Origin of the sequence: Microbacterium sp. USHLN186, assembly GCF_037145155.1 — a bacterium.
Lineage (GTDB): Bacteria > Actinomycetota > Actinomycetes > Actinomycetales > Microbacteriaceae > Microbacterium.
The window spans coordinates 61,946-87,686 of sequence record NZ_JBBCYA010000004.1; the positions used below are offsets into that span (position 1 = coordinate 61,946).

Below are 25,741 nucleotides of genomic sequence, written 5' to 3' on the forward strand. Positions count from 1 at the left end.
CGGTCGTGACGACGGCAGCGCGTCAGGCCGAGACGGCCGACTCGTGGGCGGGAATGTCCTGCACGGGCTGCAGCACGGTCGGCTCGAACCAGGTGCCGATGGCCGCCCCCTCCAGCGCCTTGCCGACGAGGTCGGCACTGGTCACGAGCACGCCGATGCCGGACGCGGCGGCCATGCGCGCCGCCGACACCTTCGTCGCCGCTCCCCCGGTACCGACGCTGTTGACCACCGATGCGCCGAACTCCAGGCCGCTGAGGTCGGAGTCGGCCGGGATCTCCGCGATCGCGACAGCGCGTGGGTCGGTCGGCGGTCGGGTGTACAGCGACTCGACGTCGCTGAGCAGCACCAGCGCATCGGCGTGCACCAACTGCGCGACCAGGGCCGCCAGCCGGTCGTTGTCGCCGAAGCGGATCTCCTGCGTGGCGACGGTGTCGTTCTCGTTGACGATGGGGAGGATGCGCAGCGACAGCAGGCGGTCCATCGCGCGGCGGGCGTTCGAGCGCGAGGTGGCGTTCTCGAGATCGCCCGTGGTGAGCAGCACCTGGCCGGCGACGATCCCGAAGGGACGCAGCGCCTCCTGGTAGCGGAACACGAGCACGTTCTGGCCCACGGCGGCCGCCGCCTGCTGCGTCGCCAGGTCGGTGGGGCGCGAGTCGAGCGCGAGGTACGGGATGCCGGTGGCGATCGCCCCCGAAGAGACGAGGATGATCTCAGCTCCGCGGCGATGCGCGGATGCCAGCGCCTGCACGATCATCGGGATGCGCCAGGAGGCCTCCCCGCTGATGGACGAGGAGCCCACCTTCACCACGATGCGGCTCGCAGTGGCGAGCTCCGCGCGTGTGCGCGCGGTCATTCCTCACCCTCGCGGGACGCGAGACGCTTCTCCTCGAGCTCGGCGCGGGCGGCAGCCCTGGCATCCATCATCTCGTGGTACTGCTCACGACGCTCCGCCGTGGTGCGACGGTTCGAGCCGCCGATGCGGATGTCGGTGCCGCGCGGCGAGCTCATCAGCTCGGCGGTGGAGGCGATCGAGGGCTCCCAGTCGAAGACCACGCTGTTGTCGCCGGTGCCGATCATCACGGTGGCACCGGGAACCGCACCCGCCTTGAACAGGGCATCCTCCACACCGAGTCGCTCGAGGCGATCGCCGAGGTAGCCGACGGCCTCCTCGTTCTGGAAATCGGTCTGCTGCACCCACCGCACCGGCTTGTCGCCGAGTACGCGGTAGATGTTGCCGTAGGTGCCGCCCTCGACGCGGATGGTGAACTCCTGCTGGGCGCCCTTCGGACGGATCACCACGCGCTCGCGCGGCGCCTCGACGGCGAGCTCGGCCCGGTGCCGGTCGACGAGCTCGGCCAGCGCGAAGCTCAGCGGACGCAGACCCTCGCGCGAGACCGTGGAGATCTCGAAGACGCGGAAGCCCCGGGCCTCGAGGTCCGGACGCACCATCTCCGCGAGGTCGCGCGCCTCTGGCACGTCGACCTTGTTCAGCGCCACGAGCTGCGGGCGCTCGAGCAGCGGCGTCTGCCCCTCGGGCACCTCGTAGGCGGCGAGCTCGGCGAGGATCACGTCGAGATCCGACACCGGGTCACGGCCGGGCTCGAGGGTCGCGCAGTCGAGCACGTGCAGCAGTGCACTGCAGCGCTCGACGTGGCGAAGGAACTCCAAGCCCAGACCACGGCCCTCGCTCGCGCCCTCGATGAGTCCCGGCACATCGGCGACGGTGTAGCGGCTGTCGCCGGCCTGCACGACGCCGAGGTTCGGGTGCAAGGTCGTGAACGGGTAGTCCGCGATCTTCGGGCGGGCCGCCGACAGCGCGGCGATCAGGCTGGACTTGCCGGCCGAGGGGTAGCCCACGAGGGCCACGTCGGCGACGGTCTTCAGCTCGAGCACGACCGAGCACTCCTGGCCGGGCGTGCCGAGGAGGGCGAATCCGGGCGCCTTGCGCTTGGGCGAGGCGAGCGCCGCGTTGCCGAGCCCGCCGCGTCCGCCCTCGGCGACCACGTACTTCTCGCCGGGGATGATCATGTCGTGCAGCACGTCGCCGTCGATGCTCTTCACCACCGTGCCGACAGGCACGGGCAGCTCGAGGGACTCGCCGTCGTAGCCGGAGCGGTGGTCGCCCATGCCGAAGCCGCCGTTGCCGCCGGTGCGGTGCGGAGAGTGGTGGTACGACAGCAGCGTCGTCACCTGAGGGTCGGCGACGAGGATGATGTCGCCGCCGTCACCGCCCTTACCTCCGTCGGGGCCGCCGAGCGGCTTGAACTTCTCGCGGCGCACCGAGACGCAGCCATTGCCGCCCTTGCCCGCGCGAAGGTGCAGTGTGACGGTGTCGACGAACGTGACCATGCCACTCCTTGAACTGGGTCCCTGAGCCCGACGAAGGGCGGTGATACCAGGACGGGGCGAGCCGAAGCCCGCCCCGTCCAGGAAGTCTGCTGCTCTTACTGAGCGGCTGCGACGATGTTGACGACCTTCCGGCCGCCCTTGGTGCCGAACTCGACCGCGCCCGCCTCGAGGGCGAACAGCGTGTCGTCGCCGCCACGGCCGACGCCCGCGCCGGGGTGGAAATGCGTGCCGCGCTGACGGACGAGGATCTCGCCGGCGTTCACGGCCTGACCGCCGAAGCGCTTCACTCCGAGTCGCTGTGCGTTGGAGTCACGACCGTTGCGGGTCGAGCTCGCGCCCTTCTTGTGTGCCATGTCCTGAGCCTCTTCCGTGCTTAGTTGATGCCGGTGATCTTGACGCGCGTGAGCTCCTGACGGTGGCCCTGGCGCTTCTTGTAGCCGGTCTTGTTCTTGTACTTCTGGATGATGATCTTCGGCCCGCGGAGGTCGCCGAGAACCTCAGCCGTGACCGTGACCTTCGCCAGCTTGTCGGCGTCGGTGGTCACCGTGGAGCCGTCGACGAGAAGCACGGCGGGAAGCTCGATCTTCTCGCCCTGAGCAGCCTGAACACGGTCGAGCTGAACGATCGTGCCGACCTCGACCTTCTCCTGCCGTCCACCGGCGCGCACTACTGCGTAAACCACTTCATACCTGTTTCGTTGGGGAGCGCATCGCTCCGGGAATCTCACGGGAAGACTGTTGCTTGCGTACATCGCCCGCGGCGACGGGTGCTGACGCAAGAGATCTCCTGCGACCGGGAAAAGCCGTCAGGGGTCTCGCACCAAAGGACAACTTTACCCGATCCAGGCCGATGCCGCAAAAACGGGATGTCGCATGTCGGCGTCCTATGATCGCGGCATGACCGTTCTCGTCGACGACCCCATCTGGCCGGCCCACGGCCGGCTCTGGGCTCACCTGGTCAGCGACAGCGATCTCGACGAGCTGCACGCATTCGCCGCGGCGCACGGCGTGGCATCGCGGGCGTTCGACCGCGATCACTACGACGTGCCGGCACAGAGCGTACCGCGGCTGATCGCCGCCGGAGCGGTGCCGGTGGGCGGCAAGGAGCTCACCCGCCGGCTCATCCGCTCAGGACTGCGCGTCCGGGCCCGAGACCGGCGCTGAGCCGGCATCCGCCCCCGCACTCGCACTCGCGCCGGGCTGCACGTCCGGTGCACCACCCGCGTTCGGGGTGAGCATCGCCGTGGTCACCCGACGGCGATTGCGCCCCTGACCGGGCGCCTTCGGCTCGGGCAGAGCGTCGAGCACCGAGTCGAGCAGCTGCTCGGCCTCGCTGCGCGGACCCTTTCGCTCCCCGCGCTTCTTGCGCGACTTCTTGGGCCGTTCGGGCGCAGCGGATGCCGTCGGCGCCTCGCTCTGCGGCTGCTCCGCCTGCGGGGTCTCCCCCGTCGGCACGATGGTGGACGCGGCGATCGCGGCGAGAGCCGACTTCGCCCCCTCGGTGATGCTGTGCGTGACGCCGTTGGCGGCGGGCTGCGCCGGGGCCGCGGTCTGCTGCGAGGAGGGCGAGGACGAACCGCCGCGCGAGCGGCGTCCCTGTCCGTTGCCGTTGGAGCTGCCACCGCGGTGCTTGACGACCGGGTCGTGGTGCACGATCACGCCGCGGCCCGCGCAGACGTCGCAGGCCTCGCTGAACGTCTCGAGCAGGCCCAGGCCGAGCTTCTTGCGGGTCATCTGCACGAGACCCAGCGAGGTGACCTCGGCGACCTGGTGCTTCGTGCGGTCGCGGCTGAGGCACTCGACCAGGCGGCGCAGCACGAGGTCGCGGTTCGACTCGAGCACCATGTCGATGAAGTCCACGACGATGATGCCGCCGATGTCGCGCAGTCGCAGCTGACGCACGATCTCCTCGGCCGCCTCGAGGTTGTTCTTGGTGACGGTCTCTTCGAGGTTGCCACCCGAGCCGACGAACTTTCCGGTGTTGACGTCGACGACGGTCATCGCCTCGGTGCGGTCGATGACCAGTGACCCGCCGGAGGGCAGCCACACCTTGCGGTCGAGGGCCTTCTCGATCTGCTCGGTGATGCGGTACGCGTCGAACGGGTCGACCTCGTCGGTGTACGCCTCGACGCGCTCGAGGAGGTCGGGGGCGACGCTCTCGAGGTAAGCGCGGATGGTCTGCTGGGCGTCGTCGCCCTGGATCATCATGCGCGTGAAGTCCTCGTTGAAGACGTCGCGCACGATTTTGACCAGCAGATCGGGTTCCGCGTGCAGCAGCGCCGGAGCCTGCTGGCTCTGCACCTGCTTCTGGATGTGCTCCCACTGCGAGGTGAGCCGCTGCACGTCGCGGGTGAGCTGCTCCTCGGTCGCGCCCTCAGCGGCAGTGCGCACGATGACGCCGGAGGACTCCGGCAGCACCTCCTTGAGGATGCGCTTGAGCCGCGCGCGCTCGTTGTCGGGGAGCTTGCGCGAGATGCCGTTCATCGACCCGCCCGGCACGTACACGAGGTAGCGCCCCGGCAGGGAGATCTGGCTGGTGAGGCGGGCGCCCTTGTGCCCGACCGGGTCCTTGGTGACCTGCACGAGCACACGATCGCCGGCCTTGAGCGCGAGCTCGATGCGGCGCGGCTGGTTGCCGGTCTCGACGCCGTCCCAGTCGACCTCGCCGGAGTACAGCACGGCGTTGCGGCCGCGACCGATGTCGACGAAGGCGGCCTCCATGCTGGGCAGCACGTTCTGCACGCGCCCCAGGTAGACGTTGCCGATCAGCGAGGCGTCCTGGTTGCGTGCGACGTAGTGCTCGACGAGCACGTCGTCCTCGAGCACGCCGATCTGCGTGCGGCCGTTCTTCGCCCGCACGACCATCATCCGGTCGACCGACTCGCGGCGGGCGAGGAACTCGGCCTCGGTGACCACCGGACGCCGGCGACCGGCGTCACGGCCGTCACGGCGCCGCTGCTTCTTCGCCTCGAGGCGAGTGGAGCCCTTGATCGCCTTCGGCTCCGTGATGTACTCGACCTGGCGCTGACGCTGACGCGGCTCTTCCCGGGTGTCGTCGCCGTCACGGCGGCGGCCGCGTCCGCGGCGGAACGCGCTGCCGCGCTCGTCGTCCCCGTCCTCGTCGTCATCGCGGCGGGACTGCTGAGCGGGCAGCGGCACGATCTCCGGCGCGTAGAAGTGCAGCTGCGTCGACACCTTCGACACGAACACCTCTGGCAGCAGGCCCAGGGAGACCGCGGTGACCGGAGTGGGCTCGGCCGGGGCGGGCTCGGCCGGGGTGGGCTCGGCCGGGGTGGCGGGAGCTTCCGGTGCTTCGGCAGGCTCGGCGGGTGCGGCCTCGGCCGGCTGGGCGGAAGCCTCGGGTGCGGCCTCGGCCGGCTCACCGGGCTCTGCCGGAGCTTCGATCGGCTCAGCGGGAGCCTCGACACCGGCATCCGACCGCTCGGCCTCAGAAGGCTCGGGCGCACCGGCATCCGAGGGCTCGACCAGCTCTGCCGGAACGGCATCCGGCTGCGCTGACGCGTCCGACGCGGCATCCGCCTCGCTCGCGCTTTCCTCGGCTACCGGCGGCGCCGGCGTCGCGTCGAGGGTCTGGGTGTTGTTGTCATCGTTCTCATCGGCCATCTCTGGCTTACTCCCTGCGCGGGCACCGGGGTGCACCGCGGAAACTCGTGCGGCGAAACAGCGGCCGCGAACTCAATCGGCTGGCGGCGGGCCCGATGCCACGACCGCCTGGGGCACAGGACCCCGAAGTCTTGTCGATTCCGTCGCGAGGATCGCGACGTCGTCTTCAGTCATTATCGCACTACCGAGACCGCCGACCGCACCCGCCTTGTTCGGCAGGGCGCGATTCACCCGGGCCGCATAGCCGGCGCTGGGATAATCACGCCATGACCACCCAGCGCGCCCGCCACGTCGGCTACGGAGTTTGGCTCATCATCGCGGCGGTCGGGGGCTGGTGGGCGGCGTTCCAGCTCACGCTGGAGAAGTTCTACGTGCTGCAGCATCCGGGCGAGACCAGCAGCTGCTACGTCAGCGTGATGCTGCAGTGCGACAAGAATCTCGGCTCGTGGCAGGGCGCTGTGTTCGGCTTCCCCAACCCGCTCATCGGCGTGGGCGCGTGGATCGCGGTGCTGGTGATGGGTGTGGCGGTGATCGGCGGGGTGCGCTTCCCGCGGTGGTTCTGGCTGCTCTTCGCGACGGGGACGCTGGCGGCGTTCGTGTTCGTGTGCTGGCTGATCGCGCAGAGCGTCTACAGCCTGCAGACGCTGTGCCCCTGGTGCATGGCCACCTGGGCGGTGACGATTCCGACGTTCTTCGCGACGGCACTGCATGTCGTGCGCAACGGCGCGCTGACCCGGTCCGCGCGGGCGCGCGAACGGGCGGGGCGCTTGATGGTGTGGGTGCCGCTGGCGACGATCCTCGCGTACGCGGCGATCATCGCGATGGCGCAGCTGGCGGGGCTGGACCTGCTCGGCGAGGTCGTGGCGCTCATCTTCTGACCCTCCCCGATGAGGGGTCAAAAAATGCCGCATCCGGGGGTGCGCATCCCGCACTTATTGACCCCCCTCACCACGCGCGGGGCGAGCGCGCCGCCCCACACGCCAAGAGGGGTCAGAAAATGTCGGGTGGCGGGGTGCGGATGCGACATATTCTGACCCCTCGTGGGGGTGGAGCGGGCGTCAGTCGAACCAGATGCCGAGCTCGCGGGATGCCGACTCGGGGCTGTCCGAGCCGTGCACGAGGTTCTGCTGCACAGCCAGGCCCCAGTCGCGGCCGAAGTCACCGCGGATGGTACCGGGGGCGGCCGTCGTCGGGTCGGTGGTGCCGGCCAGCGAACGGAAGCCCTCGATGACGCGGTTGCCGGCGAGACGGATGGCCACTGACGGCCCCGACATCATGAACTCCAGCAGCGGCTCGTAGAACGGCTTGCCCTCGTGCTCGGCATAGTGCGCGGCCAGGCGGTCGCGGTCTGGCTCGACGAGGCGGATGTCGACGAGCGCGTAGCCCTTCGCCTCGATGCGCGCGAGGATGTCCCCGGTCAGGCCGCGGGCGACGCCGTCGGGCTTGACGAGGACGAGGGTTTCTTCAGTGGCCATGTCATTCGCTCTCTGTGTGAGGTTCTGCCGGCGGGCCCGTCGGCTGCTTGCGGTCGATGCGGGCCCCACCGATCGTCGCATACGCCCACATGCCGCCGAAAATCAGCGCCACGAAGACGATCGCCGGCTCGAGCAGCCCGCCGAGCGCGATGACCCCCTGCAGCGCCCACCCCGCCGGAACAGCCCAGGGGCGCGTGATCGCACCCGAGACCGCAACGAGCGCGACCGCGACGGCGACGCCCGCCACGATCCCCCACCACGACGGGATGGCGGCCGGCAGCGCGTTCAGGCCGAGGATGACCATGCCGGCGAGGAGTGCGACGAGCGCCTCGAAGCCCAGCACGATCGCGCCGAGCTTCTGCGCGAGCGTGCGCGCCGGACGGGCCGTGCGCGCCGGACGGGCACCTCGCGCACGGGCGTCGCCCGCACGGCCGCCGCCTCCGCCCGCGCTCATGCGCGCCACCCGGACTTCCAGTCATCGTCCTCCGAGAGCAGCAGCGCCTCGCCGGCGAGCACGATCGACCCGGCGATCACGACCGCACGGCGCTCGGCGGATGCGGCCCACTCCCGCGCCGCGTCGACGGCATCGGCCAGCGTGGGGTGCACGCTGGCTCGACGCCCGCGCTCCTCGACGAGGTCGGCGATGGCATCCGCGTCCGCCGCGCGCTCGGAATCCGGAGCGGTGGCGAACACCTCCGCCACCTGCGGCAGCAGCTCGTCCACGATGCCCGCAGCGTCCTTGTCGGCGAAGACGCCGAGCACCAGGCCCCACTCGTCGAAGTCGAAGCTGTCGTCTAGAGAGCGGGCGAGCGCCGCGGCGCCGTGCGGGTTGTGCGCGGCGTCCACCACCACGGTCGGCGCGATGCCGACCAGCTGCAGGCGCCCGGGCGAGGTGGCGTGCTGCAGACCGTCGGCGAGGATGTCGCCGGCCACGCGCTGCGACCCGGCGCCGATGAGCGATTCCACGGCCGCGACGGCAAGCGCGGCGTTGTGACCCTGATGCGCGCCGTACAGCGGCAGGTACTCGTCTGCGTACTCGCCCGCGAGGCCCCGGATGCCGATCAGCTGGCCACCGACGGCGAGCTTCTGCGCGCTGAGGCCGAACTCCTCGCCCTCGAACGCGATGCTCGCGTCCTTCTCGGCGGCGGCCCGGCGCAGCACCGCGGCGACCTCGGGGCGCTGCTGGGCGGAGACGACCGCCGCGCCGTCCTTGATGATCCCCGCTTTGACCTCCGCGATCGCCTCGATGGTGTCACCGAGGCGGTCGGCGTGATCCATGTCGATGGGGGCGAACACCGCGACGTCGCCGTCCGCCGTGTTGGTCGAGTCCCACGACCCGCCCATACCGACCTCCAGCACGAGCACGTCGACCGGCGCATCGGATGCCGCCACGAACGCGAGCACCGTCAGCAGCTCGAAGAACGTCAGCGGGGCGTCGCCGGCGGCCTCGAGCTCGGCGTCGACGATGCCGATGAACGGCTCGATCTCGTCCCACGCGTCGGCGATCGCCGCGTCGGCGATCGGCTCGCCGTCGATCATGATCCGCTCGGTGAAGCGCTTGAGGTGCGGGCTGGTGAACAGGCCGGTGCGCAGGCCGTGAGCACGCAGCAGGCTCTCGATCATCCGCGCAGTGGAGGTCTTGCCGTTCGTGCCGGTGATGTGCACGACGCGGTAGGTGCGCTGCGGGTCGTCGAGCAGGGTCAGGATGCGGGCGACCCGCTCCTTGCGCGGCTGGACCCACCGCTCCCCCGCCCGTTCGAGCAGCTTCTCGTAGACCACGTCGGCGCGCTGGATGTCACTCACTGCTTCCTCCGATCCGGCTGACGGCGACAGCGAAGTCGCCGCGGTTCGCGTAGGTGCCCTTCGCGATGACGGCGGAGAACTCGCTCTCGGCCAGCTCCTCGCCCGCCCGCAGCAGCCCGTGCTCGAGCGCGAGGGTCTCGCCGGCGACGTTCGCCACCTCGAAGGCGGATGCCACGGCATCGCCGTCGGCGGCGTCGTCGAAGCGCACCTCGAGGCGGATCCGGTCGCTCACGTCGAAACCGGCGTTCTTGCGCGTGTCCTGCACGGCGCGGATGACGTCTCGGGCCAGACCCTCCGCCTCGAGCTCCGGGGTCGTCGCAGTGTCCAGCAGCATGAATCCGCCGCCGGGAACCAGCGCGAGCGCCTCACCCTCGGGGCGTCCGGAGGTCTCGAGCACGAGGTCGTACTCGTGCGGCTCCAGCACGATGCCGTCGGCGGTCACCACGCCGCCCTCCTCGGTCCACATCCCCGCCTTGGCGGCCTTGATGACGTGCTGCACCTGCTTGCCGAGGCGAGGGCCGGCCGCGCGCGCGTTGACGCTGAGGCGGTGGCTGATGCCGTACTCGGATGCCGTGGTCTCGGCCAGCGGCACGAGCTCGACCGACTTCACGTTGAGCTCCTCGCGGAGGATGCCCTCGAACTGCGCGAGGTCGGCGGCGAGCGGCGACACGACGGTGAGCCGGGCGAGCGGCAGGCGCACGCGCAGCTTCTCCTTCTTGCGCAGCGCGTTGCCGACGCTGGAGAGCTCGCGCACGGCATCCATCGCGTCGCGCACGTCGTCGGCGGCGGGGAACGCATCAGCGTCCGGCCAGTCCGTCAGATGCACGCTGCGCCCGCCGGTCAGGCCCTGCCACACGCGCTCGCTGATCAGCGGCACGAGCGGCGCCGCCACGCGGGTGAGCGTCTCGAGCACCGTGTAGAGCGTGTCGAACGCCTCGCGAGTGCGCGGGTCTTCGCCGACGCCCTCCCAGAAGCGGTCGCGTGAGCGACGGATGTACCAGTTGGTCAGCACCTCGGCGAAGTCGCGCAGACGAGCGGATGCCGTGGTGGAGTCCAGCCCTTCCAGGTCGGCGCGCACATCGCGCACGAGGTCGCCGAGTCGGGCCAGGATGTAGCGGTCCAGCACGTCGGTGGAGTCGGTGCGCCAAGTCGCCACATACCCGTCGTCACCGGAAGCGTTCGCGTACGTGGCGAAGAAGTACCACGAGTTCCACAGCGGCAGCAGGAACTCACGCACGCCGGCCCGGATGCCCTCTTCGGTGACGGCGAGGTTGCCGCCGCGCAGCACCGAACTCGACATGAGGAACCAGCGCATGGCATCCGACCCGTCGCGGTCGAGCACCTCGCTGACGTCCGGGTAGTTGCGCAGCGACTTCGACATCTTGTAGCCGTCGCTGCCCAGCACGATGCCGTGGCAGCTCACACCGGTGAACGCCGGACGGTTGAACAGTGCGGTCGAGAGCACGTGCATCACGTAGAACCAGCCGCGGGTCTGCCCGATGTACTCCACGATGAAGTCCGCCGGCGAGTGGCTGTCGAACCACTCCTGGTTCTCGAACGGGTAGTGCACCTGCGCGTACGGCATGGAGCCCGAGTCGAACCACACGTCGAAGACGTCCTCGATGCGGCGCATGGTGCTCTTGCCGGTGGGGTCGTCGGGGTTGGGCCGCGTGAGGTCGTCGACGTACGGCCGGTGCAGGTCGATCTCGCCATCGGGACCCAGCGGCAGAGCACCGAAGTCGCGTTCGAGCTCCTCGAGCGAGCCGTACGCGTCGACGCGCGGGTACTCGGGGTCGTCGCTCTTCCAGATCGGGATGGGCGAACCCCAATAGCGGTTGCGGCTGATCGACCAGTCGCGTGCGCCCTCGAGCCACTTGCCGAACTGGCCGTGCTTGACGTTCTCGGGCACCCAGGTGATCTGCTCGTTGTTGGCGAGCAGGTCGTCCTTGATGTCGGTGACACGGATGAACCAGCTCGACACGGCCTTGTAGATCAGCGGGTTGCGGCACCGCCAGCAGTGCGGGTACGAGTGCACATAGCTCTGCTCGCGCAGCATCCGTCCCGCCGCGCGCAGCAGACGGATGAGCGGAGTGTTCGCCTCCATCCACAGCTGACCGGCGACGTCGGTCACCGAGGGCAGGAAGCGGCCGCCGTCGTCGAGCGAGAGGATCGTGGGGATGCCGGCGGCGTTGGTCACCCGCTGGTCGTCCTCACCGTACGCCGGCGCCTGATGGACGATGCCGGTGCCGTCGGTGGTGGTGACGTAGTCGTCGACGAGAACCCGCCAGGCGTTCTCGGTGCCCCACGTCTCGGCGTCGGCGTAGTAGTCGAAGAGGCGGTCGTACGCGACGTCCTCGAGCTCCTTGCCGAGGAGGGTCTGCTGGACGGCGGCGAGCGCCTCCTCAGCGGACTCGTAGCCGAGGTCCTTGGCGTACCCGCCGAGCAGGTCGCGGGCCAGCAGGTAGCGGTGCGCGTCGCTCTCGGCCGGATCGTCGCCGGGCACGATGTCGGCGGCGCCGTTCGGCCCGCCCGGCAGAACGACGTACTCGATCGCAGGTCCGACGACGAGGGCGAGGTTGGTGGGCAGCGTCCACGGCGTGGTGGTCCAGGCCAGGGCGCGCACTGCGGTGAGTCCGAGGGTCTCGGCCTTCGCGCCGACCAGCGGGAATGTGACCGTGACCGAGGGATCCTGGCGGTCCTGGTAGACGTCGTCGTCCATGCGCAGCTCGTGCGCGCTCAGCGGCGTCTCATCGCGCCAGCAGTACGGCAGGACGCGGTAGCCCTCGTAGGCGAGGCCCTTGTCGTAGAGGGTCTTGAACGCCCACAGCACGCTCTCCATGTAGCCGAGGTCGAGCGTCTTGTACCCGCGCTCGAAGTCGACCCAGCGGGCCTGGCGGGTGACGTAGTCCTCCCACTCCCGGGTGTAGGCGAGCACCGAGCCGCGCGCCTTCGCGTTGAAGACGTCGATGCCCATCTCCTCGATCTGGCTCTTCTCGGTGATGCCGAGCTGCTTCATCGCCTCGAGCTCGGCGGGAAGGCCGTGCGTGTCCCAGCCGAACACCCGATCGACCTTCTTGCCCAGCATGGTCTGGAAGCGCGGGAAGAGGTCCTTGGCGTATCCGGTGAGCAGGTGCCCGTAGTGCGGCAGTCCGTTGGCGAACGGGGGGCCGTCGTAGAAGACCCACTCGTCGGCGCCCTCGCGCTGTGCGATCGAGGCGCGGAAGGTGTCGTCGGCCTTCCAGAACTCGAGCACGTCGCGCTCGATCTCTGGGAAGCGCGGGCTCGGGCTGACGGCGTCGGCTGCTGCACCGAAGGAAGACTGGGGGTAGGTCATCGTCTCTCGCAGTGGTCTGTGCTGGGTGGCTGGCGGATGCTGCTGCAGGGACGACCCGTGCTTCCACGGACCGCGGTACCACCCTGCGTGCTTCTCGCGAAGCCACTCTCACTGCGGCGATGACGGGCCTGCCCCGCTCGGTTCTACTTGCCTCTGCCTTCGAGCGTGACGAAGGGTCGAAGCGTTCTTCCGAGAGCTCCCCGGTGATGGCCGGATCGCAGCTTGTGCAGCCATTCTACAGCCGGCGAGTGGTCACGACTCGCGGTGATAGCCGTGCAGGTCGGTCTGAGCGGCGTTGATCGTGACGGCGGGCTCCGTGATGCGGATGGTGCGCGTGTACGCCTCGTCGACGACCGAGGCGTCGAAGCCCGCCTCGCGCAGACGTGTAGCGAGTGCGTCCAGGTCGCCGCGCACCTCGAACGACAGGCCGAAGCCCGCGCCGTCGGCCTCACTGCGTCCGGATGCCGAGTGCAGGCCCACCGTGCCCCCTCCGTCCGCTCGCAGCTGCACCCATCCTCCGGCATCCGCCGCGATCTCCGCGCGCATGCCCAGCGCCTCCAGGATGGCCCGCGCCTCGGCGATGTCGTCCTGGAACCAGATCGGCTGCACCGCCACTTCACCCGCTGTCGCCCGCGCCCCCGCGAACACCGCGAGCTCGACGCCCGCCTGGGTGCGCACCGTGAGCATCCTTCCGACGCCGGCCATCTCCCCGCGTGTGACGTCGTGCCCGGCGAGCGCCTTCTCGACCGCATCCAGGTCGCGCACGAGCACGTTCAGCTCCACGCGGTCGGCGCAGGCTGCACTGTGATGCACCGCGAGCACTCCGTCACCGACGAACTCCCCCCATTCCGGCGAGGGCGCGAACGGTGCCGCGAGTCCCAGCGCGTCGGCGAGCGCATGCCAGCGCGGTGCGTCGCGGGTGAAGACGACCTGCTGGACGGTCACGGTGACTGCGGACGTCATGATCCCTCCTGGATGTGCGCGCGCAGCGCCGCTTCGACGAGCGCCGAGAGACTGAGTCCGTCGTCGATGGCGCGGTGCTTGACTGCCCGCACCAGGTCCGGCGGCAGGTACACGTTGAACTGCACCTTCTGCTGCTTCGCTTGCATGCTAGCAATCTAGGTCGCACTGCGGTCCCGTGTCAACTGCCGTCGGGACCGCCGCCGCGATTCACAACGCGGGTGCGAGCAGCAGACCCGCGAGCCTCTCCAGCACGGCCTGGCCGGTGAGCTCGCCGGGGATCAGGGGGACCTCGATGATCGGCGTGCCAGGCACCTGTGCGCGCACCCGCTCGAGCTGTGCGTCCTCGGCCGTGCGCCGGGCATGCAGCAGCTCCCCGGCATCCGCCGGCGAGCGGCGATTGGCGATGAGCGCGGCCACGTCGACGTGCAGGGCGCCCAGCACCTCGACCACATCGAGGGTCTCGGCGACCGGCAGCGCCTCGGCGACGAACGCGACGACGAAGCCCGTGCGCGCGGCATCCGAGAGCGCGGTGCCCAGCGCATCGAAGCGCGCTCGACGGCGCTCCAGCGTGCGCCGCAGGGTGGCCTCGGACTCGCCCTGCGCGTCACTGCGGCCGGTCAGCCCGCGCATCGCGGCGGCGTACCGCTCCGAGCGGTCCCGGTTTCGCAGCAGCGACTCCGTCCACCCCGCCAGCTGCCCCGGCAGGGCCAGCAGACGCAGCGTGTGCCCGGAAGGGGCGGTGTCGAAGACGACGAGGTCGTAGTCGCGCCGACCGACCTCGGCGAGCTCGGCGATGCGCTCGAGCACCGCGGACTCGTGGCTGCCCGGGGCGACGCGGGCACGTTCGAGGTGAGCGTGAGCTGCGCCATGCTGCTGCTCGGGCAGAAGACGCAGCATCGTCTCGCGCACGGCGGCAAGGTGACGCTCGACGGTGGCGGCGGGATCGATCTCGACACCGTCGAGCACGCCGCCGTCGGGGAAGCGCGCCAGCGCGACGATCTCATCGCCGATCATCCGCCGCCAGAGATGACCCAGACTGTGTGCGGGGTCGGTGGAGACCACGAGCACCCGCACTCCCGTGCGTGCCCGCGCCAGCGCGAGCGCGCTCGACAGCGACGTCTTGCCGACGCCGCCCTTGCCTCCCACGAACAGCAGCTCACGCTGCAGTACCTCTAGCAGCATGAGACGTGGTTCAGGGGCGAGCGCGGCATGCCCATCCGGCGATGCCAGCGATGGAAGTCACCGGCCACGAGCGGCATGAGCTCGGCGCTGTAGTATGCCGCCGGGTCGGGCACGCCCAGCGCCTCGCTGAGCACGATCAGCGTGAACAGGTCGTCCTCGTCGCGCTGCTCACGGGCGAGCATCTGACGGTACGGCCCAGCGTAGTACTCCGCGAGTGCGCGGCTGAAGGCGGCCCAGCGCCCGCGCAGACGCCGGGCCGCCTCAGTGCGATGCATCGATCAGACCTCCTCGCGCACCGCCACGAGCCGGGCGTCCTCGTCCTCGTGCTCGGGCTCCTCGCGGGCGGCGCGCCGCATTGCGAGCACCGCCTCCACGGCGACCCAGACGCTCGAGGCGATGATGATGACATCCAGCGCGAACAGCAGCCAGTCCGCCTTGGCGGGATCGGCGAACGAGGCGAGCTGCTCGATCGCGGCCCAGAACGACAGCACGAAGACGATGACCAGCGGGATCATCGCGGGCAGCGGGTTGCGCCGCTTGCGGATGAGCATGACCGCGATGATCGACAGCGTCAGCGAGGCCATCAGCTGGTTCGTGGTTCCGAACAGCGGCCAGATGCGCAGTCCGCCGTCACCGCCGAGACCCTGCGAGAACGTCAGGCCGAGACCGACCACCACGACCACGATCGTGGCGGGCACCTTGCTGATGCGCACCTTGACCGCGTCGCCGATCTCCTGCACGACGAAGCGCAGCAGACGCATGCCGGTGTCCATGGTCGTCGCCGCGAACAGCACGGCCATCGTGGCCAGCACCGTGGCACTGAGGGAGGCGGGCAGGCCGATGCCGGCCTGCATGAGCGCTCCGCCGCCGGTGACGAAGGCTCCGACGCCGCCGGCGCCGAAAGCGCTGTAGACCTCGTTCCACTCCGCGACGGTGCGGAAGCCGGCGATGACCGCCAGAATCGTTCCCAGCGAGAGCAGCCCCTCACCGATCGCACCGAAGTAGCCCACGAAGCGGGCGTCAGTCTCCTTGTCGAGCTGCTTCGAGCTCGTGCCCGACGAGACCATCCCGTGGAAGCCCGAGATGGCACCGCAGGCGATCGTGACGAACAGCAGGGGCACCATGCTGGGCGTGCCGTCCGGCACCGCCGTGTTGATCGCCGGTGCGACGATCTCGGGCGCAGCACCCGAGAAAAGGGTGGCGGTGAGCACCGATCCGAACAGCAGGATCAGACCGACGAACAGCTGCACGCCGTTGATGTAATCACGCGGCTGCAGCAGCACCCACACCGGCAGCAGCGAGGCGATCGCACCGTAGATGAACAGCGCGAGGATCCAGAACGTCGCCGGTCCCATCCCGAGGAAGTCGTCGGGCAGCACGACCGGAACCTGGTCGCCGAGGACGATCAGCGCGTACAGGGCGACGACGCCCACCACGGTGACAGGCAGCAGCGGCCAGCGCAGGCGGTACACCGCGACGCCCACCAGCAGCGCCACGCCGATCGCTCCCCAGGTCGGGATCACGGCGCTGGGGGTGGAGATCAGCAGGTTCTTGATGACGACGGCGAAGGCCGCGATCACCATGAGCAGCAGCAGGAAGATGACCACCAGGAACAGACCCGCCCCCCGCTTGCCGATGTAGCGTCCGGAAAGCGCGCCGATCGAGCGGCCCTTGTTGCGGGCCGAGGCCCACAGCGCGCCCAGGTCGTGCATGCCGGCGAAGAAGACGGTGCCGAGGGTGACCCAGAGGAAGGCGGGCACCCAGCCCCAGATGACGGCGATCGCGGGGCCGACGATCGGGGCGGCGCCCGCGACGGAGGTGAAGTGGTGCCCCCAGAGGATGAACCTGTTGGTGGGCACGTAGTCGACGCCGTCGTTGAGCTCGTGCGCGGGAGTCGCGAACGAGTCGTCGAGGCGGAAGACGCGACGGGAGAGGTATCGGGAATAGACGAGATAGCCGACGGCGAAGATCGCCAGGCCGATCAGCATGAGCAGGACCGGGGACATGATGCGCTTTCCTTTCCGAACGCGACGCCATAGTCACGTCCCTGCCCACCGTAGCAAAGCTGGGAAGTTGCTGTGAGATTGCCTCGGCGTGGCTGTGAAGCGCCTCCTCGCGAGGGTCGGCGTCAGTGGGCTGCCGCGAGCAGCTCCCGTGTGAACGGATGCCGAGGATCGGCGAACACGTCGGCCACCGTGCCCTGCTCGACGATCTCTCCTGCGTGCATCACCAGCACGTCGTCGCAGACCGCGGCGACCACGGCGAGGTCGTGCGAGACGAGCACCGTGGTCAGCGCGCGATCCTTTTGCAGCCGAGCCAGCAGATCGAGCACACGGGAGCGCACGGTGGGATCCAGCGCCGAGACCGGCTCATCGAGCACCAGAACCTGCGGGTCGGCGGCGAGAGCACGCGCGATCGCCGCCCGCTGACGTTGCCCGCCGGAGAGCTGCCGCGGGCGCCGCTCGGCGAGCGCCGCATCGAGTCCGACCTCCGCCAGCAGCTGAGCGGCGGCCCGCGGGCGGTCGCGGCGCCGCACGCGGGCGGCCTGCAGTGCCTCATCGAGTGATCGCGCGACGCTCCACCTCGGGTCGAGGGCGCCCAACGGGTTCTGATGCACGAGCTGCCTGCGCTGGGGCCGCACCCACTCCAGAGAACCGGTATCAGGGCGCTCGACGCCGACCAGCATCCGCGCGAGCGTCGTCTTGCCCGAGCCGGACTCGCCGACGATCCCGAGGGTGCGGCCGGCTGGCAGCGTGAAGGAGGCCTCCACGACCGCGGGCCGGTCGAATCTCCTGTTGACACCCCGTGCGTGCAGCAGCACCTCCCCTGCCACGTCGTCCGCCCCCCGCGCCGTGCGCGGCGTCGGCGTGCTCGCCGCCACCAGCGCGCTGGTGTACTCCGCGCGCGGGGCGCGCAGGATCTCCTCCGTCGTCCCCTCCTCGATGATGCACCCGTCGCGCATCACCAGCACGCGGTCGGCCACGCGACGCACGGCGGCGAAGTCGTGACTGATGAGCAGCACTGCGCGCCCCTGGTCGGCGATCGATCGCAGCAGCGCGAGGACGCGCGCCTGCACGGTGGCATCCAGCGCGGTCGTCGCCTCATCCGCCACGATCACCGCGGGCTCGCCCGCGAGAGCCGAGGCGATCAGCGCGCGCTGTCGCATGCCGCCGGAGAGCTGGTGCGGATATGCGCGGGCGTACCGCTCGGGCTCGGGCAGCGAGACGGATCCCAGCAGCTCGCGGACCCGCTCGTCGCGCCGGCCCGCGTGCAGAGCGTGGATCTCCAACGGCTCGGCGACCTCCCGACCGATCCGCCGCAGCGGATCCAGCGCGGCGAGTGCGTCCTGCGCGACCAGGGCGATGCGTCGTCCGCGCAGCGCGCGCCACCCGGGCGCGCCGTAGGCGGGGGCTGCGGCGCCGTCGACGGTCAGCTCGTCCGCCGTCATCCGGGCGCCCTCGGGCAGCATCCCGAGCAGGGCGCGAGCGGTGAGCGACTTCCCGGCCCCGGACTCGCCGACGATCGCCACGCACTCGCCCGGCGCGATCCGGAAGCTCACGTCGTCGACCACCGGGCGCCCGCCGATCTCGATGCGCAGCCCGCGCACGGCCACCGCGTTGATCGCGCTCACAGCGCCCTCCCCTCGGCACGTGCGCGAAGAGCCCGACCGATCACGGTCGCGCTGATCACGGTCAGGGTGATCGCGAGGCCGGGGAAGACCGAGATCCACCAGGCGCGTCCCAGCACGTTGCGTCCGCCCGAGAGCATCAGCCCCCACTCCGGAGCCGGCTCGGCCGGTCCGAGGCCGAGGAAGCTGAGACCGGCGGCGGCCAGGATGCTGGATCCGATGCCGATCGTGGCGAGCACGCTCAACGTGGACAGCACTCCGGGCAGCACGTGCCGCACGAAGGCACGCGCTCTGCCCACGCCGAGGATGCGCGCGGCCTCGACGTGCTCGGCGACGAGCAGAGTCCTGGTCTGCGTGCGCGCCAGCCGGATGTACACCGGCACCGCCGCGACGGTCACCGCGACCGCGACGTTCACCCCGCCCGGCCCGAGCACGGCGACGACGATCAGCGCGACGAGGAACTCCGGGAAGGCGAGCAGGATGTCGGTCACGCGCATCGCCGCGCTGTCGATCGCCCTTGGCGCGGCACCCGACAGCGATCCGAGCGCCAGGCCGATCCCCACGGCGAGCACGGTCGCGAGCAGGCCGATGCCGACCGAGCGGCCGGCGCCGTGCACGACCCGCGAGAAGACATCGCGACCGGACTGGTCGGTCCCGAACGGATGCGCCCAGCTCGGCGCCTGCAGAGCGCTGCCGACATCCGCGCGCAGCGGATCGTGGGCGGCCAGCAGATCCGGAAGCAGCGCGGCGAGCGCGACGACGGCGAGGAAGAGCACGGCCGCTCCCACCGCGGCCCGGCGCGCGTTCATCGCCGCTCCTGAATGGCCGGCGCCTCGAACGTCCCCCGCGCGACGGTCAGCCGCGGATCGATGATCGGATGCAGCAGCTCGACGATCACGTTGACGACGACGAACACCAGCGCGCTGAGCATGATGACTCCCGCGACCACCGGAAGGTCCCGGTCGACGATCGCGGTCAGGGTGACCCGGCCGAGCCCGGGTCGGGCGAACACGGTCTCGACGAGCACCGCACCGCCGAGCAGCGACCCGACCAGGTACGCGGTGAGGGTGAGCGCGTTGGCGGCCCCGTGGCGCAGCGAGTGGTGCAGCAGGAGGCGGGATGGGCCCGCGCCGCGGGCCCGGGCCGTCTCGGCGAACGGCTGTCGCTCAGCCTCGTCCACGCCGTCACGAAGCACCTGCCCGATCAGCGCTGCCACCGGCAGGGCGAGCGTGAGCGCGGGCAGCACGATGGTCGCGGGGTTGCGGGTGCCCGCGACGGGGAACCAGCCCAGCCCGAAGGCGAACACCGCCAGCAGCAGGATGCCGATCCAGAACACCGGGGATGACAGCACGATCAGCTCCGCCGTCGCGACGATCCCGCGCGCGACGCCCCGCCGCGCGACGAGAGCGGCGATCACGGCGAGGACGAGCGCGATGAGCAGCGCGAGGGCTGTCAGCTGCAGGGTGGGCGCGAGCTGGCGTCCGATCACCTCGCTCACCGGCATCCGCAGCTGGTACGACTGACCGAGGTCACCGCGCAGCAATCCGCCCAGGTAGCCCACATACTGCTCGAGCGGCGGCCGGTCCAGGCCGAGCTCGGCGCGCACCGCGGCCTTGACCGCTTCGCTGACCTGCGCCTGCGGTCCGAGCATGACCGAGACGGCATCGCCCGGGATGATCCGGAAGGCGAGGAACGCCAGGGTCGCCGCGCCCCAGAGCACGATGATGACGGATGCGGCGATCCCGGCGGTCCTGGTCAGGATCCGTGGCACGTCAGCGGCTGACGCTCGCGTCGTAGAACAGCGGGCGGCCGTACAGGTCGTAGTCCAGACCGTCCACCGTCTTCGATGCCCCGGTGATCAGGGAAGACACGTAGATCGGCACGATCGCGACGTGCTGCGCGTTCCACTGCTGCAGCTCGGTGTAGATCTTCCCCCGCTCGGCGGTGTCGGTCGTCGACAGACCCCGTTGCAGCAGCGCGTCGACGGCGGGGTCGCTGACCTGCGAGGCGTTCTGGAAGCCCTCGGTGCCGAGGTGGCTGCGCAGCAGGTCGGCGTCCACGCCCGAGAAGTCCCAGTCGGTGATGTCGTACGTCTTCGGCCCGTACTGCTCGTTGTACGCCGCGGGCTCGAGCTTCTCGCGGACGACCTCGAACCCGACCTCCTTCAGGTCGGACTGGATCGCGTTGCCGAGTGCCGTTCGGTCATCGGAGATCGGCGTCCACGCGATCCACCGCGCCGAGAGGCGCTTGCCGTCCTTCATGCGGATGCCGTCGCTGTCGCGCTGCGTCCACCCGGCTTCGTCGAGCAGCGCGTTCGCCTTGTCGGGGGCGAAGGGCCAGCTGCCCTCGAGGCTCTGGTCGTAACCCGGGGTGGTCGGGCCGAGGATGCTCCATGCCCGCGGGAACTCGCCGAAGAAGATCTTCTCCACCGCGGTGTCGATGTCGATCGCGCGGGAGAATGCCTCGCGCACCTTCTGGTCGGCGAACACGCCGTACTTCTCGTTGAGGAACAGCGAGTACGGCAGGCCCGGATACTCCTTGGCAGTCACGGAGATGTCATCGCCGAGGTCGGCGACCGTGTTCGGCGGCAGCTGGCTGGCCACATCGGCCTCCCCGGAGGAGAGCACCCCGGCACGGACGGACGCCTCGGGCAGTAGCTCGACCCGCAGCGTCTTGATCTTCGGCGCCTGGGAGCCCTCCGGACCCCAGGCGTAGTCGTCGTTGCGGGTGTAGACGATCTCCTGGTCCGCGGTGTACTCGCTGAGCACGAACGGACCGGTGCCGACGGTGACATCGGGGCCACCGGCCTTCAGCTGGTCGGCGGAGTCCGAGAGCACCTTCGGCGACCAGAAGCCGAGCTGGGCGGTGCTGGCGGCCTGCAGGAAAGGCGCGTAGGGCTGGGTGAAGTGCACCTCGACGGTGTAGTCGGCGGTGGCGTCGGTGCCGGCGTACAGCTCGCCGCCGAGCATGCTCGCCGCCTGCGCCGACTTCGTCGCGGGATCGGCGATGCGATCGAAGTTCGCCTTCACCGCAGCGGCGTCGAAGGGGGTGCCGTCCGAGAACGTCACATCGTCACGCAGCTCGAACGTGTAGGTCTTCCCGTCGTCGGACACAGTCCAGCTCTTGGCGAGCCATGGCGAGAACGAGCCGTCGGGCTGCTGGAAGACGAGGGAGTCGAGCACCTGGCGCTGCACCATCGCCGACACATCGAGCTGGCTGGTCTGCGGGTCCATGTGCCCGGCCGAGAGGTTGGCGCCCTCGATCGCCCAGACCAGCTCGTCGCCCCCACCCTCGCTGCCGGAGTCGGCGGGTGCGGCGCAGGCGGAGAGGACGAGGGCGGATGCTGCGGCGAGAGCGGTCAGCGACAGCAGGCGACGCACGGGGAAGGAAGGCATTGAGGAACCTCTGTGAGTGCGGAAGGGGAACGCTCCATTCTACGGCCGTTCTTGGACTCAGTCGATCTACATGCCGAATGACGGAAGCAAGTAGACTCGCGGGACAACCCACACTCAGGCACGCTCACACAGTGCCGCATACATCGCTCGAGGAGACCGTCATGTCCAGCATCCCTGACAAGCCCGCACTGGAAGGCCTCGAAGCGAAGTGGGGTGAGCGGTGGTCCGCGCAGGGCACCTTCCTCTTCGACCGGGCCCAAGCGGTGGCATCCGGACGCGACGGGGTGTACTCGATCGACACTCCCCCGCCCACGGCATCCGGCAGTCTGCACATCGGCCACGTGTTCTCGTACACGCACACCGATATCAAGGCGCGCTTCGAGCGCATGCGCGGCAAGAACGTCTTCTACCCGATGGGCTGGGACGACAACGGCCTGCCCACCGAGCGCCGGGTGCAGAACTACTACGGCGTGCGGTGCGACCCGTCGCTGCCGTACGACCCCGACTTCACCCCGCCGTTCGAGGGCGGCGACAACAAGTCCTCGCGCGCCGCCGACCAGCAGCCGATCAGCCGTCGCAACTTCATCGAGCTGTGCGAGAAGCTCACCGTCGAGGACGAGAAGCAGTTCGAGGCGCTGTTCCGCCAGCTGGGTCTCAGCGTCGACTGGACGCAGACCTACCGCACCATCTCCGACGACACGATCCGGCAGAGCCAGCTCGCGTTCCTGCGTGGGCTCGAGCGCGGCGAGGCGTACCAGTCGCTCGCACCGACGCTGTGGGACATCGACTTCCGCTCCGCGATCGCGCAGGCCGAGCTCGAGGACCGCGAGCAGCAGGCCGCCTACCACCGCGTCGCCTTCCACAAGAGCGACGGGTCGGGTGACATCCACATCGAGACCACCCGTCCTGAGCTGCTGCCCGCCTGCGTGGCCCTGGTCGCGCATCCCGACGACGAGCGCTACCAGCCCTACTTCGGCCAGACGGTGCGCACGCCGATCTTCGACGTCGAGGTTCCCGTGCTCGCGCACCACCTCGCGCAGCCCGACAAGGGCTCCGGCATCGCCATGATCTGCACGTTCGGTGACGTCACCGACATCATCTGGTGGCGGGAGCTCGACCTGCCCAACCGCACGATCCTGGGCAAGGACGGCCGCGTACTCGCCGAGGCCCCCGAGGCCATCGCCTCCGAGGCCGGAAAGGCGGCTTACGCCGAGCTCGCCGGCAAGACGGTCTTCAGCGCGCGCAAGAGCATCGTCGAGCAGCTGCAGGCGTCCGGCGACCTGCTCGAGGTCGGCAAGCCGTTCAACCACGCCGTGAAGTTCTTCGAGAAGGGCGATCGTCCGCTCGAGATCGTCTCGACCCGGCAGTGGTACATCCGAAACGGCGCCCGCGATCCGCGGCTGCGCGAGCAGCTGCTCGAGAACGGACGCGCCCTCACGTGGCATCCGGACTTCATGCGGGTGCGCTACGAGAACTGGGTCGGCGGTCTCACCGGAGACTGGCTGATCTCGCGCCAGCGCTTCTTCGGCGTGCCGATCCCGGTGTGGTACGCGCTGGACGAGAACGGCGAGCGCGACTACGAGCGCGTGCTGACCCCGTCGCTCGCGAGCCTGCCGATCGACCCGACCACCGACATGCCCGAGGGGTACACCGAGGATCAGCGCGGGGTTCCCGGCGGGTTCGACGCCGAGCAGGACATCTTCGACACCTGGGCCACCTCATCGCTCACCCCGCAGCTCGCCGGGGGCTGGCAGCGCGACGAGGAGCTGTGGAACACCGTCGCACCGTTCGATCTGCGCCCGCAGGGTCAGGACATCATCCGCACCTGGCTGTTCTCGACCATGCTGCGCTCGACGCTCGAGGATCACCGCTCGCCGTGGCGCAACGCCGCGATCTCGGGCTTCATCGTCGACCCCGACCGCAAGAAGATGTCGAAGTCGAAGGGCAACGTCGTCACGCCCGCCGACATCCTCGACAAGCACGGCTCGGATGCGGTGCGGTACTGGTCGGCGTCCAGCCGGCTGGGCATGGACGCCGCGTTCGACCCGCAGAACCCGACGCAGGTGAAGATCGGGCGCCGGCTGGCGATCAAGATCCTGAACGCGGCGAAGTTCGTGCTGTCGTTCCCGGTGCCCGAGGGCGCGCAGGTCACGCACGCGCTGGACGCGTCGATGCTCACGGTTCTCGACCAGGTGGTGCGCGAGGCGACGGCGGCGTACGAGAACTACGACCAGGCGAAGGCGCTGGAGGTCACCGAGGCGTTCTTCTGGACGTTCTGCGACGACTACCTGGAGCTGGTGAAGGAGCGTGCCTACGACCGGACCGACGTCGGTCAGGCGTCCGCCGCCCTCGCCCTGCGTCTGGCGCTGTCGACGCTGCTGCGTCTGCTGGCGCCGATCGTATCGTTCGCGACCGAGGAGGCATGGTCGTGGTTCGAGCAGGGCTCGATCCACACCGCACCGTGGCCGGAGCCCCTGTCGGAGGGGACGGCTGGCCCGTCGAACGGGGACGCATCGGTGCTCTCCGCGGCCAGTGCAGCCCTGATCGGCATCCGCCGCGCGAAGACCGAGGCGAAGGCGTCGCAGAAGACGCCGGTGCGCACCGCGACGATCCAGGCGCCCGCCGCGACGCTGGATGCGCTGCGCGCGGCGGCGGACGACCTGCGCGCGGTCGGCCGCATCGCGGAGCTGGAATTCGTGGAGGGCGACGAGCTCGTCGTCACCGCGATCGAGCTCGCACCGGTCGAGGCCTGATCATGCAGCTCGGCACGAGGTGGCAGGTCGGCGCTGAGCCGCCGGCCTCGGTTCCGGCCGCGCTGCGCCCGGCGATCGCGGAGGTCGAAGGCCGGCTGTCGGCGAGCCCGTCGAATGGGTCCCTGAGCCTGTCGAATGGGTCCCTGAGCCTGTCGAATGGGTCCCTGAGCCCGTCGAATGGGTCCCTGAGCCCGTCGAAGGGGAACTGGACGCTCACCTGGCTGGAGGGCCGCCCGATCGCCGAGCTGGATGCCGGGTGGGAGGTTCTGCTCACGGCATCCGGCGACGTGATCGCGCGGCCCTTCCAGGACTGACCGTCGCGGCTGCCGGCACCGGCGGGTCAGGGGCGGGGACGGGATCCGATCGCGAGCAGGGCGATGTCGAGCGCGCGGGGATCCTGGCGTCGGGCGTGCTGTTCGCGCAGCAGGTCGAGCGCGAGCTCACGACGCTCCGCGCGCTGTGCGACGCGGCGCTCCACGTAGCGCGCCAGAGCGATGGAGAGGCGCTGCAGAGCGCGCTCGAGGGCGGTGGGGGTGGCGATGCGAAGGGTCGCACTGGTCATGGTCACTCCTGATCGCGGGTGCTGCGGCGCGGCGCCGCAGGAAGATCGAAGACCTCGGCGCGCAGCGTCACGCGTCGGGTGCCGGGCTGGGAGTCCTGCCCGCGGTAGCGCTCGATGGCGGCATCCACCACGGCGCTGAGCTCGTTCTTGAGCTCCGTCATCTGCTCGGGCGTGATGTCGAGCATCGTCGTCATCACGAGTCCGGCATCTTTCCAGCCCTCCGGCTGGGCGGATTCCGGGCGGTTGATGTACTCCATGAGGGTCTCGTGACGCAGCCGCAGGAACTCCGACGTCACGATCTGCGCGGCGGCCCGACTCGCCGGCGTCATGGTCTCGTCCGGTCCGGGGAAGTTCACGCGGCCGCGCGGACGCTCCCACCAGCGCTCGCGTGCGGTGCCGCGATCGTGCACCTCGCGGATGAGCTGATGAGCGGCGAGCGCACGCAGGTGATAGCTGGTCGACCCGGACGTCTCGCCGATGATCGTGGCGAGGCTGCTCGCCGTCTGCGGTCCCCGCTCGCTGAGCAGGTCGTAGATCCGCACCCGCAGGGGGTGGGCGAGCGCCTTGAGCGCGCCGGCGTCGAGCGTGCGGACCTGGTCGTCGTTCACCATGGTGCAACGATAGCTTTGCAAAGACTCCTTTGCAAGACTTGATTTGCAAACGATTCTTTGCGT

24 protein-coding genes are annotated in these 25,741 nt (G+C 70.0%); 4 read left to right on the forward strand and 20 right to left on the reverse strand.

Features of this window, described 5'->3' with window-relative positions; genetic code table 11:
* Positions 1–22: 22 nt before the first annotated feature.
* The 4 genes from proB to rplU all read right to left on the reverse strand — a co-directional run bounded on the left by proB (position 23) and on the right by rplU (position 3,031).
* On the reverse strand, positions 23–853 hold the full coding sequence (gene proB, locus WFG93_RS09610; RefSeq protein ID WP_336646125.1) for a glutamate 5-kinase: 831 nt from the start codon (positions 851–853) through the stop codon (positions 23–25).
* A complete protein-coding gene (obgE, locus tag WFG93_RS09615) occupies positions 850–2,349 on the reverse strand; it encodes a GTPase ObgE (protein ID WP_336646126.1) in 1,500 nt (499 codons plus the stop codon). The genes proB and obgE overlap by 4 nt, the downstream gene beginning before the upstream one ends.
* 95 nt (positions 2,350–2,444) lie before the next feature.
* Positions 2,445–2,702, reverse strand: a complete 258-nt coding sequence (rpmA, locus tag WFG93_RS09620) for a 50S ribosomal protein L27 (RefSeq protein WP_101186808.1) — start codon at positions 2,700–2,702, stop codon at positions 2,445–2,447.
* Positions 2,703–2,722: 20 nt separating this feature from the next.
* Complete coding sequence (gene rplU / locus WFG93_RS09625) at positions 2,723–3,031, reverse strand: 50S ribosomal protein L21 (protein ID WP_336646127.1); 309 nt, start codon at positions 3,029–3,031, stop codon at positions 2,723–2,725.
* A gap of 214 nt (positions 3,032–3,245) precedes the next feature.
* On the opposite strand from rplU, the gene WFG93_RS09630 reads away from it, so the two are divergent.
* Positions 3,246–3,512 carry a DUF4031 domain-containing protein gene (locus tag WFG93_RS09630; RefSeq protein ID WP_336646128.1) on the forward strand — a complete coding sequence of 89 codons (267 nt, stop codon included), beginning with the start codon at positions 3,246–3,248 and terminating at the stop codon, positions 3,510–3,512.
* Here the strand turns inward: WFG93_RS09630 and WFG93_RS09635 are convergent.
* Positions 3,477–5,972, reverse strand: a complete 2,496-nt coding sequence (locus tag WFG93_RS09635) for an Rne/Rng family ribonuclease (protein ID WP_336646129.1) — start codon at positions 5,970–5,972, stop codon at positions 3,477–3,479. The genes WFG93_RS09630 and WFG93_RS09635 overlap by 36 nt on opposite strands.
* A 266-nt stretch (positions 5,973–6,238) precedes the next feature.
* On the opposite strand from WFG93_RS09635, the gene WFG93_RS09640 reads away from it, so the two are divergent.
* Entirely contained in the window at positions 6,239–6,850 is a 612-nt protein-coding gene (locus WFG93_RS09640; protein ID WP_336646130.1) for a vitamin K epoxide reductase family protein, read from the forward strand.
* Between the two features lie 180 nt (positions 6,851–7,030).
* Here WFG93_RS09640 and ndk read toward each other — a convergent pair whose 3' ends face one another.
* The 13 genes from ndk to WFG93_RS09705 form a co-directional block, all read right to left on the reverse strand.
* Positions 7,031–7,447, reverse strand: a complete 417-nt coding sequence (ndk, locus tag WFG93_RS09645; RefSeq protein WP_336646131.1) for a nucleoside-diphosphate kinase — start codon at positions 7,445–7,447, stop codon at positions 7,031–7,033.
* A gap of 1 nt (position 7,448) precedes the next feature.
* A complete protein-coding gene (locus WFG93_RS09650) occupies positions 7,449–7,901 on the reverse strand; it encodes a DUF4233 domain-containing protein (RefSeq protein WP_336646132.1) in 453 nt (150 codons plus the stop codon).
* The gene (locus WFG93_RS09655) at positions 7,898–9,250 is read right to left on the reverse strand and encodes a bifunctional folylpolyglutamate synthase/dihydrofolate synthase (protein ID WP_336646133.1); all 1,353 of its coding nucleotides are present in this window, start codon (positions 9,248–9,250) and stop codon (positions 7,898–7,900) included. The genes WFG93_RS09650 and WFG93_RS09655 overlap by 4 nt, the downstream gene beginning before the upstream one ends.
* Positions 9,243–12,584, reverse strand: a complete 3,342-nt coding sequence (gene ileS, locus WFG93_RS09660; RefSeq protein WP_336646134.1) for an isoleucine--tRNA ligase — start codon at positions 12,582–12,584, stop codon at positions 9,243–9,245. The genes WFG93_RS09655 and ileS overlap by 8 nt, the downstream gene beginning before the upstream one ends.
* Before the next feature lie 252 nt (positions 12,585–12,836).
* Positions 12,837–13,547 carry a hypothetical protein gene (locus tag WFG93_RS09665; RefSeq protein WP_336646135.1) on the reverse strand — a complete coding sequence of 237 codons (711 nt, stop codon included), beginning with the start codon at positions 13,545–13,547 and terminating at the stop codon, positions 12,837–12,839.
* Positions 13,544–13,693, reverse strand: a complete 150-nt coding sequence (locus WFG93_RS09670; protein ID WP_336646136.1) for a CopG family transcriptional regulator — start codon at positions 13,691–13,693, stop codon at positions 13,544–13,546. Before WFG93_RS09670 ends, WFG93_RS09665 begins: the two co-directional genes overlap by 4 nt.
* A gap of 61 nt (positions 13,694–13,754) precedes the next feature.
* A complete protein-coding gene (locus tag WFG93_RS09675) occupies positions 13,755–14,729 on the reverse strand; it encodes an ArsA family ATPase (protein WP_336646137.1) in 975 nt (324 codons plus the stop codon).
* Positions 14,720–15,004, reverse strand: coding sequence for a cory-CC-star protein (locus WFG93_RS09680; RefSeq protein ID WP_336646138.1), 285 nt, complete (start codon positions 15,002–15,004; stop codon positions 14,720–14,722). The genes WFG93_RS09675 and WFG93_RS09680 overlap by 10 nt, the downstream gene beginning before the upstream one ends.
* A 3-nt stretch (positions 15,005–15,007) precedes the next feature.
* On the reverse strand, positions 15,008–16,735 hold the full coding sequence (locus tag WFG93_RS09685) for a carbon starvation CstA family protein (RefSeq protein ID WP_336646139.1): 1,728 nt from the start codon (positions 16,733–16,735) through the stop codon (positions 15,008–15,010).
* A gap of 122 nt (positions 16,736–16,857) precedes the next feature.
* Positions 16,858–18,360 (reverse strand): ABC transporter ATP-binding protein, encoded by a 1,503-nt coding sequence (locus WFG93_RS09690; protein WP_336646140.1) that lies wholly within the window; start codon positions 18,358–18,360, stop codon positions 16,858–16,860.
* A complete protein-coding gene (locus tag WFG93_RS09695) occupies positions 18,357–19,166 on the reverse strand; it encodes an ABC transporter permease (RefSeq protein WP_336646141.1) in 810 nt (269 codons plus the stop codon). Before WFG93_RS09695 ends, WFG93_RS09690 begins: the two co-directional genes overlap by 4 nt.
* Positions 19,163–20,128, reverse strand: a complete 966-nt coding sequence (locus WFG93_RS09700; protein ID WP_336646142.1) for an ABC transporter permease — start codon at positions 20,126–20,128, stop codon at positions 19,163–19,165. Before WFG93_RS09700 ends, WFG93_RS09695 begins: the two co-directional genes overlap by 4 nt.
* Before the next feature lies 1 nt (position 20,129).
* Complete coding sequence (locus WFG93_RS09705; protein WP_336646143.1) at positions 20,130–21,752, reverse strand: ABC transporter substrate-binding protein; 1,623 nt, start codon at positions 21,750–21,752, stop codon at positions 20,130–20,132.
* Between the two features lie 161 nt (positions 21,753–21,913).
* On the opposite strand from WFG93_RS09705, the gene valS reads away from it, so the two are divergent.
* Positions 21,914–24,505, forward strand: a complete 2,592-nt coding sequence (gene valS / locus WFG93_RS09710) for a valine--tRNA ligase (RefSeq protein WP_336646144.1) — start codon at positions 21,914–21,916, stop codon at positions 24,503–24,505.
* A 2-nt stretch (positions 24,506–24,507) separates the two neighbouring features.
* Positions 24,508–24,819: a hypothetical protein gene (locus WFG93_RS09715; protein ID WP_336646145.1), complete on the forward strand. Its 312-nt coding sequence runs from the start codon at positions 24,508–24,510 to the stop codon at positions 24,817–24,819.
* A gap of 26 nt (positions 24,820–24,845) precedes the next feature.
* Here WFG93_RS09715 and WFG93_RS09720 read toward each other — a convergent pair whose 3' ends face one another.
* Both WFG93_RS09720 and WFG93_RS09725 read right to left on the reverse strand, forming a co-directional pair.
* Positions 24,846–25,067, reverse strand: a complete 222-nt coding sequence (locus tag WFG93_RS09720; RefSeq protein ID WP_336646146.1) for a hypothetical protein — start codon at positions 25,065–25,067, stop codon at positions 24,846–24,848.
* A 2-nt stretch (positions 25,068–25,069) separates the two neighbouring features.
* Entirely contained in the window at positions 25,070–25,678 is a 609-nt protein-coding gene (locus WFG93_RS09725; protein WP_336646147.1) for a helix-turn-helix domain-containing protein, read from the reverse strand.
* Between the last annotated feature and the right edge of the window lie 63 nt (positions 25,679–25,741).

Bases quoted from the DNA above. Each gene is read 5' to 3' on its own strand.
- proB (WP_336646125.1), bottom strand. From the start codon at position 853: ATGACCGCGCGCACACGCGCGGAGCTCGCCACTGCGAGCCGCATCGTG.
- obgE (WP_336646126.1), bottom strand. From the start codon at position 2,349: ATGGTCACGTTCGTCGACACCGTCACACTGCACCTTCGCGCGGGCAAG.
- rpmA (WP_101186808.1), bottom strand. From the start codon at position 2,702: ATGGCACACAAGAAGGGCGCGAGCTCGACCCGCAACGGTCGTGACTCC.
- WFG93_RS09630 (WP_336646128.1), top strand. From the start codon at position 3,246: ATGACCGTTCTCGTCGACGACCCCATCTGGCCGGCCCACGGCCGGCTC.
- WFG93_RS09635 (WP_336646129.1), bottom strand. From the start codon at position 5,972: ATGGCCGATGAGAACGATGACAACAACACCCAGACCCTCGACGCGACG.
- WFG93_RS09640 (WP_336646130.1), top strand. From the start codon at position 6,239: ATGACCACCCAGCGCGCCCGCCACGTCGGCTACGGAGTTTGGCTCATC.
- ndk (WP_336646131.1), bottom strand. From the start codon at position 7,447: ATGGCCACTGAAGAAACCCTCGTCCTCGTCAAGCCCGACGGCGTCGCC.
- WFG93_RS09650 (WP_336646132.1), bottom strand. From the start codon at position 7,901: ATGAGCGCGGGCGGAGGCGGCGGCCGTGCGGGCGACGCCCGTGCGCGA.
- ileS (WP_336646134.1), bottom strand. From the start codon at position 12,584: ATGACCTACCCCCAGTCTTCCTTCGGTGCAGCAGCCGACGCCGTCAGC.
- WFG93_RS09665 (WP_336646135.1), bottom strand. From the start codon at position 13,547: ATGACGTCCGCAGTCACCGTGACCGTCCAGCAGGTCGTCTTCACCCGC.
- WFG93_RS09670 (WP_336646136.1), bottom strand. From the start codon at position 13,693: ATGCAAGCGAAGCAGCAGAAGGTGCAGTTCAACGTGTACCTGCCGCCG.
- WFG93_RS09675 (WP_336646137.1), bottom strand. From the start codon at position 14,729: ATGCTGCTAGAGGTACTGCAGCGTGAGCTGCTGTTCGTGGGAGGCAAG.
- WFG93_RS09680 (WP_336646138.1), bottom strand. From the start codon at position 15,004: ATGCATCGCACTGAGGCGGCCCGGCGTCTGCGCGGGCGCTGGGCCGCC.
- WFG93_RS09685 (WP_336646139.1), bottom strand. From the start codon at position 16,735: ATGTCCCCGGTCCTGCTCATGCTGATCGGCCTGGCGATCTTCGCCGTC.
- WFG93_RS09695 (WP_336646141.1), bottom strand. From the start codon at position 19,166: ATGAACGCGCGCCGGGCCGCGGTGGGAGCGGCCGTGCTCTTCCTCGCC.
- WFG93_RS09705 (WP_336646143.1), bottom strand. From the start codon at position 21,752: ATGCCTTCCTTCCCCGTGCGTCGCCTGCTGTCGCTGACCGCTCTCGCC.
- valS (WP_336646144.1), top strand. From the start codon at position 21,914: ATGTCCAGCATCCCTGACAAGCCCGCACTGGAAGGCCTCGAAGCGAAG.
- WFG93_RS09715 (WP_336646145.1), top strand. From the start codon at position 24,508: ATGCAGCTCGGCACGAGGTGGCAGGTCGGCGCTGAGCCGCCGGCCTCG.
- WFG93_RS09720 (WP_336646146.1), bottom strand. From the start codon at position 25,067: ATGACCAGTGCGACCCTTCGCATCGCCACCCCCACCGCCCTCGAGCGC.
- WFG93_RS09725 (WP_336646147.1), bottom strand. From the start codon at position 25,678: ATGGTGAACGACGACCAGGTCCGCACGCTCGACGCCGGCGCGCTCAAG.